Source organism: Rhizobium sp. CG5, from assembly GCF_023701945.1.
In the GTDB taxonomy this organism is placed as follows: Bacteria; Pseudomonadota; Alphaproteobacteria; order Rhizobiales; family Rhizobiaceae; genus Allorhizobium.
The window spans coordinates 1-14,526 of record NZ_JABAEF010000023.1; the positions used below are offsets into that span (position 1 = coordinate 1).

The window sequence follows — 14,526 nt, forward strand, 5'->3', positions numbered from 1 at the left end:
CGACAATGTGAAGATCGACTACGTCAACCGTGACGCCTGCAAAGCGTGCCATCTGCGCGAACGCTGTACCAAGGCCTTCCGCCGCGTCTCGCGACTTGAGAACGAGGCGGTGCTCGACCGCATGGCGACACTTCTTGCCGCCCGGCCCGACATTCTGGACCAACGGCGCGAAAGCGTCGAGCACCCGTTCGGAACGATCAAGCAGTGGATGTATCAGGGCGCGTTCCTCATGCGCAGGCTGGAAAACGTCCGCGGGGAGTTCAGCCTGACAGCGCCCGCCTACAACATAAAAAGAGCCATCACCCTTGTCGGCGTTCCTGGCCTCATCGCCGCTGTGCGAGCATGATAGCCCCACTGTGCGCACTTTCTGAACCAAATGGCGCATTCAAAAACGCTCAAAACGCCTTGTCGGGCTCTTTGGACATCGAAATCAGGGAAATCTGGATGCCTGCAGAGTTCCGGACACTCAACAGCGCATGCCATCATTCAATCCAAAGAGTTTTCGGACAATCTGTGGGAATTCTGCGACAGGAGCGCCCTGCCTTATTTTTGCCCGAAGCGGTATCGCTAGAAACAAATCGCTCAAGGCTTTACAGTCAAGCTTGAAAAGGCGGTAAGCGGCTCTCGCTTTTCGGTTCCGAACTTCCAAAGATTCTGGAAAGGCACACAATGATACGCAGGTTTTCTCTTGTTCTCGCCAGCGCATTGATGAGTGCAACCGCGATGAGCATTGTCTATTCCTCTGTGGCCCCAGCGGAAGCCGCCAATGAAACCACTTACAAGGAATTAGCGATTTTCGGCGAAGTGCTGGAGCGTGTCCGGGCGCAATATGTGACGCCGCCAACGGATGAGCAGCTTATCGAGAATGCCATCAACGGCATGCTGTCCTCGCTTGACCCGCATTCCAGTTTCATGAATGCGAAGGATGCCGACGATACGCGCACCCAGATCAAAGGTGAGTTTGGCGGCCTCGGTATCCAGGTGACCATGGAGAACGAACTGGTCAAGGTGATCGCCCCCATGGACGATACACCTGCAGCGAAGGCTGGTGTTCTCGCTGGTGATTATATTTCCGAGATCGACGGCCAGCCCGTGCGCGGCCTGAAGCTGGAGGAAGCGGTTGAGAAGATGCGCGGACCGGTCAATACACCCATCAAATTGACACTCATCCGGGAGGGTGCTGACAAGCCGATCGAATTGATAATCGTGCGCGACATTATCGCCGTGGAGGCCGTGAAATTCCGCGTCGAAAACGATGTCGGTTATCTCCGTGTCATCTCCTTCACGCAGAAGACCTATGACGACCTGGAAGCCGCGATCATCAAGATTAAGAAAGATGTTCCGGCCGACAAGCTGAGGGGCTATGTGCTCGACCTGCGCCTGAATCCGGGCGGTCTGCTGGATCAGGCCATCAATGTTTCGGATGCGTTTCTTGAGCGCGGTGAAGTTGTTTCCACCCGAGGCCGTACCCCCGATGAGACCCGTCGCTACAGCGCAACCGCTGGCGACCTGACCGATGGCAAACCTGTTATTGTGCTGGTCAACGGGGGTTCTGCTTCAGCCTCGGAGATCGTCGCTGGCGCGTTGCAGGATTTGCGCCGCGCGACCGTCGTTGGAACACGCTCTTTCGGTAAGGGGTCCGTCCAGACGATTATCCCCATGGGCGATGTGGGCGCGCTCCGTCTAACGACGGCGCTTTATTACACGCCGTCCGGGAAATCCATTCAAGGGACCGGTATTACGCCGGACATTACAGTCGAACAGCCGCTGCCACCCGAATTACTGGGCAAGCTGAAAAACGCCGGCGAATCGAGACTGCGCGGTCACATCCAGGGTCAAAGCGAGACGGAAGACGGCTCTGGTTCCTCGGCCTATGTGCCGCCAGAGGCCGAGGGCGACCTTCAGCTTCAGTACGCATTGGAACTGCTGCGCGGCGAGAAGATCGATCCAGCCTTCCCGCCGAGTCCGGAAAAAGCGCTTTCCTTCAAGAAAAGAACCCCGCCCGCCGATAGACTCTGTACTTTGTCGCGTAAATCCTAATTTTGCAGCGCTGCAAAAGTCGGGCTAACATATCGAGCAAATGTCGGGATTTTCGTGACAACTGGACATTCTATAAAATTCATGGCACTGGTTTAGGCATGAATTACAGCGCCGCCCATAGCCTGCTCCTAAGCACCTTCGCTTGACGAGGGTGGGTTAGCGCGCGCGCTTTTGTATGTAACCCGCCGAAGAGGCGGGTTTTTTATTGCTCTCTCTTCGGCCAAATCAACCGGTAGAGACAATCATGGCCTACGATCCCAAGCGCATCGAGCCCAAGTGGCAGGACTATTGGCACACGAACGCAACGTTCCGAACCGGAGAAGATCGCTCCAAGCCGAAATATTACGTGCTCGACATGTTTCCGTATCCCTCGGGGGAAGGCCTGCATGTCGGCCACCCTGAAGGCTATACCGCGACCGATATCGTCGCGCGCTACAAGCGGATGGCGGGTTTCAACGTACTGCATCCGATGGGCTGGGATGCCTATGGATTGCCGGCAGAACGTTATGCTGTGCGCACGGGTGTACACCCCGCAATTACCACCAAGACCAATATTGCCAATTTCAAGAGCCAAGTGCAGCGGCTGGGCTTTTCCTATGACTGGAGCCGCGAATTCTCCACCACAGATCCCGACTTCGTCCGCTGGACGCAGTGGATCTTCCTCAAGCTCTACGAACGTGGCCTTGCCTATCAGGCAGAGGTACCGGTCAACTGGTGCCCAGCGCAGGGGACGGTGCTGGCGAACGAAGAGGTAAAGGACGGCAAATATGTGGAGACCGGCGAGCCAGTCGAGCGCCGCCTCATGCGACAATGGATGCTCAAAATCACGGACTATGCCGACCGGCTGCTGGAGGACCTGGACGGACTCGAATGGCCCGAGGGCATCAAAACCATGCAGCGTAACTGGATCGGCCGTTCCGAAGGGGCGGAGATTGCTTTTGTCCTTGAAGGGCATGGGGATCGCCTCACCGTCTACACGACCCGGCCGGAGACTATCTGGGGGGCGACCTTCCTTGTGCTGTCGCCCGAGCATCCCATGGTGTCAGCAATCACGAGCCCAGCGCAGCGGGATGCGGTGCAGGGCTATCTCACCCGCACTGCGGCGCTGAGCGATATCGAAAAATTGCAGGAGCCCGACAAGACCGGCGTATTCACTGGCGCATACGCCATTAATCCCGCGACGGGCCGGCCGATACCGGTCTGGATCGCTGATTATGTGCTAATGGGCTATGGCACGGGCACCATCATGGCGGTACCCGCCCATGACATTCGTGACCACACGTTCGCACGCACTTTCGGACTGCCGATCGTAGAGGTCATCGCGGCAGCGGCGGGAACCAATATTAAAGAGGAGGCTTGGGAGGGCGAGGGCCGCCTGGTCAATTCAGGGGACTGGACCGGTTTCGACTCACAGACGGCGAAGCAGGCCGTCATCGCCTGGGTTGAAGAGCGAGGCGATGGGCGAGGCCGGACGCAATATCGCCTGCGTGACTGGCTGTTCTCGCGGCAACGATATTGGGGTGAACCCTTTCCAATCTTGCACCGAGTGGATGGCACGATTGTGCCGCTGCCAGAGGATGCCTTGCCGTTGCTGGCGCCGGAACTGGATGACTACAAGCCGACGGAGACCGGTGATCCGCCGCTGGCGCGGGCCGAGAACTGGGTGCGCACGAGCGATCCCGCGACCGGCCTGAACGCGCTACGAGAAATAAATACAATGCCGCAGTGGGCGGGCTCTTGCTGGTATTACCTGCGCTTTGCCGATCCAAAAAATGCCGTGGCACCGATCGACCGGGAGGTGGAGAAATACTGGCTGCCCGTCGATCTTTATGTCGGCGGAGCCGAGCATGCTGTGTTGCACCTGCTCTATGCCCGCTTCTGGCACAAGGTACTCTTCGATATCGGCGTTGTATCGACCAAAGAGCCATTCAAGAAGCTCTTCAACCAAGGCATGATACTGGCCTTCTCTTATCGTGATGCCTCCGGGAAGTATTATCGTCCCGATGATGTCAGCGAGCACAACGGCCAATGGTTTGCGGGCAACATGCCGGTCAGCCAGCAGGTCGCGAAGATGTCCAAGTCCAAGTTCAACGTTGTCAATCCGGACGAGGTGATCGATCTCTACGGCGCCGATTCCATGCGACTCTACGAGATGTTCATGGGACCTCTCGACGTGGCCAAACCGTGGCAGATGTCAGGCGTCGCAGGCGTCAGCCGCTTCCTGCATCGCGTTTGGCGCATGGTTTCGAACGCTGCGGATGGCCTGAACGACCAGATCTGCGATACACAGCCAGCATCCGATATCGCCCGCCTGGAGCACAAGACCATCCGCGCAGTCAGCGAGGATATCGAAGCGATGCGATTCAACACGGGGATCTCCAAGTTGATGGAGATGTCGAACGCATTGATAGCGCTGGAGCGAAGGCCACGAGCGGCGGTGGAGACCTTCGTGCTGCTACTCGCTCCCTTCGCGCCCCATATCTGCGAGGAATTATGGTGTATTCTGGGTCACAAGGCGTCTGTTGCGTATGCACCTTGGCCGTCATTCGACGAAGATTTGGCTGAGGATGAGCGTCGGGAATATGTTGTCCAAATCAATGGCAAGCTGCGTCACAAAGTGTTCGCCGCCCCGGGTCTGTCTACCACTGCTCTTCTGAGTGCCGTTAAGAATGATCCGCGTGTGAGTGCCCTGCTTGAAGGCAAACAGATAAAAAAAGAAATTGTGGTACCCGACCGCCTCGTGAATTTTGTCGTGAGAGATTGATTGTCGCAAATATCCTGAATTTTGAGGTAGATTATGGCCCTAACCCAAGATCAATTTTTTCAAGCCGTCGCATCGCGACAAATCCCACGAGTAAGAATTGCAGGCATTGTTGTGAACGATGGGAAAGTGCTCGTTCAAAAGCCTGCCGATGATCCGTCTTCGTGTTACGCCTTTATTGGTGGCGAATACGAAGTGGGCGACACCTTCGAGACCCGGCTTAGAAAGGAGTTCGAGGAAGAGACGAATGCCCGCGTTGTAGCGGCACGATACCTTTTCTGCGTCGAGAACCACTTTCGTTATAATGGCCATCACATTCAGCAGGCTGAGCACTTTTTCCTAGTGTCGCTGGATCGGCATGATATCACCAGTCATGAGGATCACCTCACACAGCACTGGCTGCCGCTTGCTGATTTGCCGAACGCCGATCTTCGCCCTTTTGTCGTGCGAGATGCCATGGCTTCAGGTAGCTACTTGACCGATAGGCACCTCATCCAAATGCCGGAATAGCTCGCAGAAATCCTGATTTTGCGGCGTTGCAAACGTTTGGCTAATATATCAAACAAAATTCGGGTGATTTCCGACAAAGGTGACGACTGCTTTCGCCCTTTGCAGACATGTTGGCACATGATAGCCAAGACTATCGCCTTTGCAGACCCGCAGGATCAGGGATTTTGAGAAAAGCTCTTGTTATCGTCGATATGCAGATGTACTCGCAGGACCGCCTCGATAGCGGGCGGGATCATGTCCATGGCGATGCCATCGTCAAGATCGCCGCACTAGCTGCGAAGTTTCGTAAGGACGGTGAGAAGGTAGTCCATGTTCATCATGGCGACCTCGATCCGACATCGCCGATGTACCCAGGCGCACCAGCGCAACGTGTGATGCCAGGCGTCGAACCCCTTTGCGGGGAACCAGTTTTTGTCAAAAGCACATCATCGCCCTTTGCATCGACCGACATTGAAAACTATCTCCGTGACAATCGCATCGAGACTCTCGTCGTCACAGGTGCCGTTGCAGGCTATTGTATCAATACGACCGTTCGAGTTGGGTCGGATCTTGGGTTCACTATGATCGTGGTCCGCGATGCCGTCATGGGCTTCGACCTTCCCGAGGAAAACCTGTCTGCTCGCGCGATTTTTGATGTCACCATGGCCCATCTCAAATCCGATTTCGCCAATGTTGTCGATAGCGCCGAAATCATGGCGCCCCTTAGCGAATGACCGCTGTTGGCAAATCGGGCGTTCTTGTCGCAAATTCCTAATTTTGCAGCGATGCAAAAGTCGGCCTAACTTATCGAGCAAAATCCGGGATTTTCGCGACAACTACCGAGGAACGCCGTGTCGGATGTAATTTCGCTTGAAGAAGGCCGACGCGCGTTCGGAGCGAACAGCGAAGCTTATAATGATGCAAGGCCCGCCTATCCGCCGCGCGTCTTTGATATTTTGCGCGATCAAGGCGCAGCGTCGCAAACGGCTAGAGTTTTCGAAATTGGGGCGGGGACAGGACAGGCAACCGCGCCGTTACTTGCCTTGGGCTGCACGATAACCGCTATCGAACCGGACGCGCGGCTTGCCACGACGCTGGGTGATCGATTGAAGCACTACAGTTCGTCACTGACCATCATGCAATCCTCATTCGAGGACAGTTTGCTGCCTTCTGCCGGTTTCGACCTCGGCGTCGCCGCCATGGCTTTTCACTGGCTCAAGCAAGATAGCGCGCTTGCCAAGGTGTTTCGGCTTTTGCGGCCGGGCGGTTGGTGGGCCATGTGGTGGACAGTCTTTGGCGATCCGGCTGGCATGGACCCGTTCCAGCGCCGAACTCAGGCGCTTTTCCAACCGCTGAGCCGCAGCCCCTCCCATGCGGCCGGCTCCAATCGGCCGTTCGCGCTCGACAAAGACGTGCGGATGGCCGAGTTGCAAGCGGCGGGTTTCAGGCACGCCACATATGAGGAAATCAGGTGGGCCCCAGCTCTAACGACCCGACAGATCGTAGGGCTAACGGCAACGTTCTCGCCGGTCGCCCGCCTGCCTGAAGCGGAACGATCCCGGTTCCTAAACGAGATCGGACGCATCGCGGATGAGGAATTCGACGGGCACGTTCGCCGGAACTTTGTCACGGCCATTTACCTCGCCCGCAAACCTGAAGAAATGTCGCGGAAATCCTGACTTTTTCAGCATTGATCCGTCGCTCTCGAACACAGCTGTCATCCACTTGATATGTGAAGCCTGCTAATCAGCACTTTTCATTGTTATGGCAGGCCTTATGCGGTTCTCGGGACCCGACAGGAAAATCATCGGTGTCCTCTTTGTCCTTGCTGTGACGCAGGTCATCGGGTGGGGTACGGTCAGCCTTCCCGCGATCATCGGCCGGCAGGTTGCCGCCGATCTTGGTATGAACATTGAGGCGGTCTTCGCTGGCACTTCGATCCTGTGTGTCATCATGGGCCTGTGGGCTCCGGTGTTGGCGAAGGGATTTATGCGGTTCGGCGCCCGCCGCGTAATGATGGCCGGGGCTGTTCTCGCTGCGCCCGGCTTTGTGCTGCTTTCCGTTTCAACAGGGCCAGTGCTCTATTTCGCCGCCTGGGTGATCCTGGGCACGGCCGGCAGCGCCACACTAACCACAGCCGCCTATATCATGCTCAATGAGATCGCCGGACGAAATGCCAAGAGCGCCATCGGCGCACTCATGTTGATAACGGGGCTGTCTAGCAGCATCTTCTGGCCGACCACAGCATTTCTCTCCGAAGTTATTGGCTGGCGTGGCGTCTGCCTCGCCTATGCTGGAATGATGGTGCTGGTTTGCCTGCCGTTCTATTTCTTCGGCTTGCCGCGCAGGGCATCTCCGGGTGAGGCTGTAAGCCCCTCAGAGCCGGCAATCGGGCAGACGACTATTGCACGCAAAGGCACTTTCGCGCTGATCGTGACGGCCATCGCCCTCAATGCCTTCGTTACCTTCGGGTTTTCTGCCGTACTGATCGAACTCTTGCAGGCGGAGGGACTACCAACGTCCCAAGCGATTGCCTTTGGCTCGATGCTGGGGGTAATTCAGGTGTGTGCTCGCGGACTGGATTTCGTGGGTGGCGGTCGATGGGATGGGATCACCACCGGCCTGGTCGCCGGTATCGGCCTGCCCGTCGCCATGCTGCTGCTCATCGTGGGCGATGGCACCTATTGGACAATCGCCGGCTTCATCCTGATTTATGGCCTGGGCAGCGGTGCGCTGGCGGTGTCCCGGGCCACCATCCCTTTGGTATTCTACGACAAGGCCGAATTTGCCAAGGCAACGTCGCGCATCGCACTGCCGCTCAATCTGATTTCGGCCGCATCACCTCCGATCCTTATCAGTTTGCTGACACAGTCTGGCAGTCACGTCCTTCTTGGCCTTGCCACACTATGTTCATGCGGCGCGCTCCTGAGCCTGTTTTTGCTCAGCCGCCGCCGGCCATCGGTCGACGCAATAGTGTTGCAGAACGCCTACAGAGCGTCCAAAAACCCTTTTGGCTGAATGATGGCCTGCACTTTTCAATGCCGGAACTCTACGGGTGAAGAGATTTCCCTGATTTCGATGTCCAAAGAGCCCGACAAGGCGTTTTGAGCGTTTTTGAATGCGCCATTTGGTTCAGAAAGTGCGCACAGTGGGGCTATCATGCTCGCACAGCGGCGATGAGGCCAGGAACGCCGACAAGGGTGATGGCTCTTTTTATGTTGTAGGCGAGCGCTGTCAGGCTGAACTCCCCGCGGACGTTTTCCAGCCTGCGCATGAGGAACGCGCCCTGATACATCCACTGCTTGATCGTTCCGAACGGGTGCTCGACGCTTTCGCGCCGTTGGTCCAGAATGTCGGGCCGGGCGGCAAGAAGTGTCGCCATGCGGTCAAGCACCGCCTCGTTCTCAAGGCGCGACACGCGACGGAAGCTTCTTGTGCAGCGTTCCCGCAGGCTGCACGCCTTGCAGGCGTCGCGGTTGACGTAGTCGATTTTCACATTGTCTCGGGACTTGCCGAAGTGACGGGGTGAGAGCACCTGGTCTGCGGGGCAAAGGTAGATGTCCTTGTCCGGGTCATAGCGGAATTGCTCCTTGGAGAAGAACCCCTCGGCCACGGCCGGACCACGGATCGGTTTGGGAACATAGGCGGTGATGCCGGCCTTCTCGCATGCTTCGATATCTTCGATCTTGAAGTAGCCGCGGTCGGCCACCGCCTCGATCCTGTCAACGCCGCGCGTCTCCATCGCCGCCTCGACCGTCGGTGCAAGAAGCCCCATGTCCAGGACCTGATTGCAGACCTCCTGCGCGGCGATAAGCTTGTGCTTCACATCCACGGCAAGCTGGATGTTGTAGCCGACGCCCACCTTCGTCATGCGGGCCATGGCACGGGCATCCGGATCGGTCAGCGAGATCTGGTCCTCACCGGTCTTGTCCAACTCGTCCAGCAGCGCCTTGTGGCGATCCCGCTTGCCTTGGATCGCCGCGATCTTTTCCGCGAGTTTGCCATCGCCGCGGCCGGAACCATTGCCGTTGGCGCTGGCTTTCTCCTCTTGCGCATCACCCTCATCGAGCCGCTTCATGTAATCGGCCAGTTTCTCGTCGGCTTCGCGGATGAACTTCGTCAATGCTCCCCGTGTGACGTTGCGATCCTTGTTGTTCACTGCCTTGATGCGCGTGCCATCGACCGCCAGAAGCTCTCGCCCGAACAGATCAAGCTGCCGGCAGAGAATGACGAACTCCCGGAACACCTGATTGAAAGCCGGCCGGTTCACACGGCGGAAATCGGCGATGGTGCGGAAGTCGGGCTTCAGGTGCCGCAGCAGCCAGATCACTTCGATATTGCGATGGGCCTCTGCCTCCAGCCGCCGGCTGGATCGCACCCGGTTGATGTAGCCGTACACGTAGAGCTTCAAAAGATCGGCCGGATCATAACCCGGGCGGCCGGTCTCCTTCGCCGTCACACGGATGAAACCAGCTTTCGCTAGGTCCAACTGATCAACGAAGGCTTCGATGAAGCGGACCGGGTTGTCCGGCCCAACGTAATCATTGACCGCCTCCGGCAGAAGCAGCAATTGCGCGCGATCTGTTCCCGAAAGATGTGCCATGGTAAAGTCTACCATAGACGACTAAATTCGGGAATCCCGGAGGATGTTTTCAAACACTCTGGAAGAATTTCGCGACAGCAGCCCAGCACAATTTTCGGAGGGGAAGATTTGCCCAAAAAGCCAACCAACAAATTGCTGTATGACGCCATTAAGGACCGAGGCACGGCTTATCTGATGGTCTTTCGCGAACTCAAAGCCCGCTACGGCGAAGATGAAGCCAAGGATGTGATGCGAAGTGCAAGCCGCGCCCACGGTCTTTATATCGGCAAATCGCTCGCGGGCTGCGCCCCGAGGGACTTTGAATGTATGGCAAGAGGCTTCGCGAAATCACCAGATGACGGGTCAGTGTTTTGCCCGGACATTAGGCGGCTCGACAGCACATGCCTCGAAGTGAAGATGATGGCATGCCCAATCAAGGACGCATGGGTGGACGCTGGATGCAGCCAAGAGGAAATCGTCACCTTGCTTTACTGCGCCTCCGCGCTTGACGAGGCGACTCTGGAAGCGGCGGGCTTCGACTTTGAGATTGAACTCTGGTCCCCCGGACAGGAAGGCTGCTGCCTGACCCGGATTACAAAGAAGACTGAACTGTGAACCGCAGGCGAGTTGGTAAAACGAAATTCTAATGCGTGATTTTAACTTTGAGTTTTCAGACGGTCTGCCCAATTAAAGCGACACTTGTTTTCCTGACTTTGCGACATCGCAGAATAGGGAGTTTTGTGGCAGCCGCAATGTCCGGTGTTGGCGCTTCTGCGCCATGACGGCCGTCGGCCCAAACCGGTCATCACATGTGATCGGGCATCTGGGCGATGCCATTCTTGGAATATTGCCATGTGTGGCAGCAGATGATACTGGTAGATATGGACCGAAACGTAACCAACAGCTCAGTTATGATGATGCCGCGCTCATAGCGTGGCGGGTTTCGTGCATCCATACTGCACCAGTGACCGCCCTAGAGGCGGTCTTTTCATTGGTCGATCCGTCTCGCGGGCAATTTAGCCTCGAAAGGATACATCAATGAGTAGCTCAGCTATATACATCACGACCTCCATTCCATACGTCAACGCAGCGCCTCACGTTGGCTTTGCCTTGGAACTTGTTCAGGCAGACGCCTACGCACGTCATCTTCGCCTTTTGGGGCACGATGTCAGGTTCCAATGCGGCACCGATGACAATAGTCTCAAGAATGTTAGAGCAGCAGAGGTGGCTGGTTTTCCGGTCACGGAGTTTGTGAATTCCAATGCCGACAGGTTCGAAAGGCTGGGAGTTCAACTTAAAATCTCGAATGACGAATTTATCCGCACCTCGAATAATCTGTCTCATGTCGCATGCGTCCACCGCCTCTGGAACGCATGCGCTTCAAGTGGCGATCTCTACCGCAAGTCTTACGAGGGTCTCTACTGCTTGGGTTGTGAGGAGTTTTACGATCCAGCCGAACTCGATAACGGCCGATGCCCCGAGCACGGTGTTCCGCTCGAAAACGTCAAAGAAGAGAACTGGTTTTTCCGGTTGTCCCGCTATCGCGACCGTATTTTAGAACTCGTTGAAACTGACACCCTGAAGATAGTTCCGAGCCACCGTCGTAACGAAGTGCTCGCCCTGTTGCGACGAGGCCTCTTCGACATCAGTGTGTCGCGCGGTGCTGAGCGGTCGCGGGGGTGGGGCGTCCCTGTTCCGGGTGGAGATGAAGTCGTCTATGTGTGGTTTGATGCCCTCGCGAATTACCTGACGGGACTGGGGTACGGCTCCGATGAACGTCTTTTCGAGCGTTACTGGTGCGGAGAAGGCGAGCGTATCCATGTTGTCGGAAAGGGGATTTCAAAGTTTCATGCCGTTTACTGGGTAGCTATTCTGTTATCAGCTGGCTTGCCACCACCGTCCTCAATTCTCATCCACGGCTATGTCACTGTGGATGGGAGGAAAATCGGCAAGTCCGCAGGAAATGGTATTGATCCAGAGCGGATTATACAGGCCTACGGCACCCCTGATGCGCTTCGCTATTATCTACTTCGACATGTGCGTTGTAGCGACGACGGAGACTTCTCTGAGGATCGCCTAGAGGCTGCATGGTCGGGCGAACTAGCAGCCCAGCTTGGAAACTTAACGAACCGCGTCGTAGCACTTCTCGCGACGTCGTTCGGCGGAATTGTTCCTCCCGTCCAAGACAGCGATTTTGTACGAGAAGCAATGCAGCTCCCATCCACGGTGGCGAGGGCGTTCGAGAGATACGAGCTTCATGTTGGGGTTTCTGAAATTTTCGCTTTCTTGGGTGAGGCAAATCGGCAATTCACAAAGAGAGCACCATGGGCGGATGCCAAAGCGCTGGGCGGTGACCTGCCCGCAGAGGATCGTCACATAACGATAGATCGCCTTAGCTCGTCCCTTGCCGAACAAGTATTTGGGCTCGCAATCGTGGCCCGAAGCCTTCTTCCCTTTTTGCCGACGGCAGCCACGGAGTTGCATACGAAGCTCGGCCTTCAGCTCCCTGAAAAATATCGGGATCGTATATTCGTCGATGGAGCGAAAACTGCATCTGGAGCGGTGCTCTTTCCTCGAAGGGGAGCGTAGCGATAAAGACGGAGAGAGCGAACAATGGCGGCTTCACGGCCGCCATTTTTGTCGCGAGAGTCCATGACCGCAAATGGCGGGAAGCTGAAGACCCCGGTCGGCCCATTGCGGTCATTGAAACACGGACCGCACAGTCAGCCACCCATCGCCAGCAGATTTTGATGAGACGCTTCCAATCGTTGCGGTTGCGAAATTCAGTCGATCACAAGATTGCCAGCGGTCATCGGACGGTCTATTGAAAAATCGAACTTAGAGGCCCGACATGAACATGGTTCCGAAGATTGCAGAACGGCGACGCTGAAGCTCTCAACGCTTCCGCGCTCCTTCACTCATGCAATTTCAGGAAATGATCCATGTCCGTAAAATCGGCCGCGCTCGCCGCCCTTGCTTCCGCATATGAACTGAACGGCCTCGAAGCCGCCCCCTCCATCGTCCGGTCGACCAGACCCGAGTTCGGCGATCTTCAATGCAACGACATGATGCGGCTGGCGAAATCCGCGGGCGAGAACCCGCGCGTGCTTGCGGCCGAAGTCGCAGAGGCAGCCCGGAGTGCTCTTTTCGAGGACGTGTCTGTCGCCGGCCCAGGTTTCGTGAACTTCCGGCTGGCCGATGCAACCGTTGCCGCGGAAGCAAGCGCCATGCTTGCCGATCCGTCGCTCGCCGCAGAGAAGGTGGAGCCGATGCGGACGGTCATTGACTTTGGCGGACCCAACGTCGCCAAGGCACTGCATGTCGGCCATCTGCGTTCCTTCGTCATCGGGGAGAGCCTGCGGCGCATCCTCGTGGAGATCGGTCACGACGTTCTGTCCGACATTCACCTTGGCGATTGGGGTCTCCAAATGGGCAAGCTTCTTCTGGGTGCATCTCAGGCCGCGGGATGGAAGGCAGGTGACCCCACATTCTTCATCGATCCATCGGCATTTGATGCCATGACCGTCGAGGAGCTAGGCGCCCTTTACAAGTCGGGTAATGCTGCCTGCGAGGACGAGGCTTCGCTTGCGCTCGCGCGGATGCTGACCACGAAACTGCAGGACGGAGATCCGCTTCTGGCAGAGGCCTGGGCGCGCATGCGGGCCATTTCCCTTGCATCGATCTCCGCCACGGCGGAGATGCTCGGCGCGCATTTCGATCTATTCAAAGGCGAAAGCGATGCGCATGCGGAAGTCGCGCCCATGCTCGACGATCTCACCACCCGCGGGCTGGCGCGCGCGAGCGATGGGGCTCTTGTCATCGACGTCTCCGGTGACTGGCTTCCGGACAATGTGCCACCTCTGCTTCTCCAGAAGAGAGACGGCGCGGCCCTTTACGGTACCACCGATCTCGCAACACTCCGGCAGCGGGTGCGTGACATCGGCGCGCAGCAGATCGTTTACTGCACTGACGATCGGCAGGCACTCCATATCGCCAGCGTGTTTTCGGCGGCGCGCACGGCAGGCTATGCCGATGGCGTCGAATTACGGCACGTGACCTTCGGTACAGTCCGCGGCAATGACGGCAAGCCCTTCAAGACCCGTGACGGGTCGGCAGCCTCGCTCGGTGACATGATCGATCTTGCGCTCGCCAAATCGTCTGAAAAGGTCACCGACAGCCAAGCAACCACGGTTGTGGGCCTTGGCGCGTTGAAGTTCGCCGACCTCTCCACACCAAGAAAGACAGGCTACATCTTCGATATCGACAAGATGACCTCCTTCGAGGGACGGACCGGACCGTATATTCAATACGCCTACGCCCGGATCTGCTCGATCCTCGACAAGGCTGCGGAGGCCGGCGTCGTTCCAGACGAGACAGTCTCGATCAGGCATCCATCGGAACGTGCCGTCCTGATGGAATGCCTCTGGTATCCGCACGCACTTTCGGAGGCAGCGCGACAGCTCGAGTCTTTCGAAATCGCCGATAGGGCCTACCAGGTGGCGGATGCGTTCAGCCGCTTCTACACAGATTGCCCGGTGCTGAAGGCGGACGATCCGTCGGGACGGCTTGCCACGTGCAAGCTGGTCGCAAGGGTTATCGGAAAGTGTCTTGAGCTTCTTGGAATGGAAGCTGTGCGGCGTATGTAAGGTCCATT

11 protein-coding genes are annotated in these 14,526 nt (G+C 57.0%); 10 read left to right on the plus strand and 1 reads right to left on the minus strand.

Annotated elements, in window-relative coordinates:
* From HGO38_RS26645 to HGO38_RS26675, 7 genes are all read left to right on the plus strand, one after another.
* On the plus strand, nucleotides 1-346 hold a 346-nt coding region (locus HGO38_RS26645; RefSeq protein ID WP_250958841.1), incomplete at its 5' end, for a transposase.
* 323 nt (nucleotides 347-669) lie between these two features.
* Nucleotides 670-2,040 carry a S41 family peptidase gene (locus HGO38_RS26650; RefSeq protein ID WP_250958842.1) on the plus strand — a complete coding sequence of 457 codons (1,371 nt, stop codon included), beginning with the start codon at nucleotides 670-672 and terminating at the stop codon, nucleotides 2,038-2,040.
* A gap of 244 nt (nucleotides 2,041-2,284) precedes the next feature.
* Nucleotides 2,285-4,804, plus strand: a complete 2,520-nt coding sequence (leuS, locus tag HGO38_RS26655; RefSeq protein ID WP_250958843.1) for a leucine--tRNA ligase — start codon at nucleotides 2,285-2,287, stop codon at nucleotides 4,802-4,804.
* 33 nt (nucleotides 4,805-4,837) lie between these two features.
* A complete protein-coding gene (locus tag HGO38_RS26660) occupies nucleotides 4,838-5,311 on the plus strand; it encodes an NUDIX domain-containing protein (RefSeq protein ID WP_250958844.1) in 474 nt (157 codons plus the stop codon).
* 164 nt (nucleotides 5,312-5,475) lie between these two features.
* On the plus strand, nucleotides 5,476-6,024 hold the full coding sequence (locus HGO38_RS26665) for an isochorismatase family protein (RefSeq protein WP_250958845.1): 549 nt from the start codon (nucleotides 5,476-5,478) through the stop codon (nucleotides 6,022-6,024).
* A gap of 117 nt (nucleotides 6,025-6,141) precedes the next feature.
* Nucleotides 6,142-6,969 (plus strand): class I SAM-dependent methyltransferase, encoded by an 828-nt coding sequence (locus HGO38_RS26670; protein WP_250958846.1) that lies wholly within the window; start codon nucleotides 6,142-6,144, stop codon nucleotides 6,967-6,969.
* Between the two features lie 97 nt (nucleotides 6,970-7,066).
* On the plus strand, nucleotides 7,067-8,308 hold the full coding sequence (locus tag HGO38_RS26675) for an MFS transporter (RefSeq protein ID WP_250958847.1): 1,242 nt from the start codon (nucleotides 7,067-7,069) through the stop codon (nucleotides 8,306-8,308).
* A 139-nt stretch (nucleotides 8,309-8,447) separates the two neighbouring features.
* Here HGO38_RS26675 and HGO38_RS26680 read toward each other — a convergent pair whose 3' ends face one another.
* Nucleotides 8,448-9,893, minus strand: coding sequence for an IS1182 family transposase (locus HGO38_RS26680; protein WP_502941642.1), 1,446 nt, complete (start codon nucleotides 9,891-9,893; stop codon nucleotides 8,448-8,450).
* Nucleotides 9,894-10,001: 108 nt separating this feature from the next.
* On the opposite strand from HGO38_RS26680, the gene HGO38_RS26685 reads away from it, so the two are divergent.
* The 3 genes from HGO38_RS26685 to argS all read left to right on the plus strand — a co-directional run bounded on the left by HGO38_RS26685 (nucleotide 10,002) and on the right by argS (nucleotide 14,518).
* Entirely contained in the window at nucleotides 10,002-10,487 is a 486-nt protein-coding gene (locus HGO38_RS26685) for an L-2-amino-thiazoline-4-carboxylic acid hydrolase (RefSeq protein ID WP_250958849.1), read from the plus strand.
* Nucleotides 10,488-10,910: 423 nt separating this feature from the next.
* Nucleotides 10,911-12,461, plus strand: coding sequence for a methionine--tRNA ligase (metG, locus tag HGO38_RS26690; protein ID WP_250958850.1), 1,551 nt, complete (start codon nucleotides 10,911-10,913; stop codon nucleotides 12,459-12,461).
* A 353-nt stretch (nucleotides 12,462-12,814) separates the two neighbouring features.
* Nucleotides 12,815-14,518 carry an arginine--tRNA ligase gene (argS, locus tag HGO38_RS26695; RefSeq protein WP_250958851.1) on the plus strand — a complete coding sequence of 568 codons (1,704 nt, stop codon included), beginning with the start codon at nucleotides 12,815-12,817 and terminating at the stop codon, nucleotides 14,516-14,518.
* Nucleotides 14,519-14,526 lie beyond the last annotated feature (8 nt).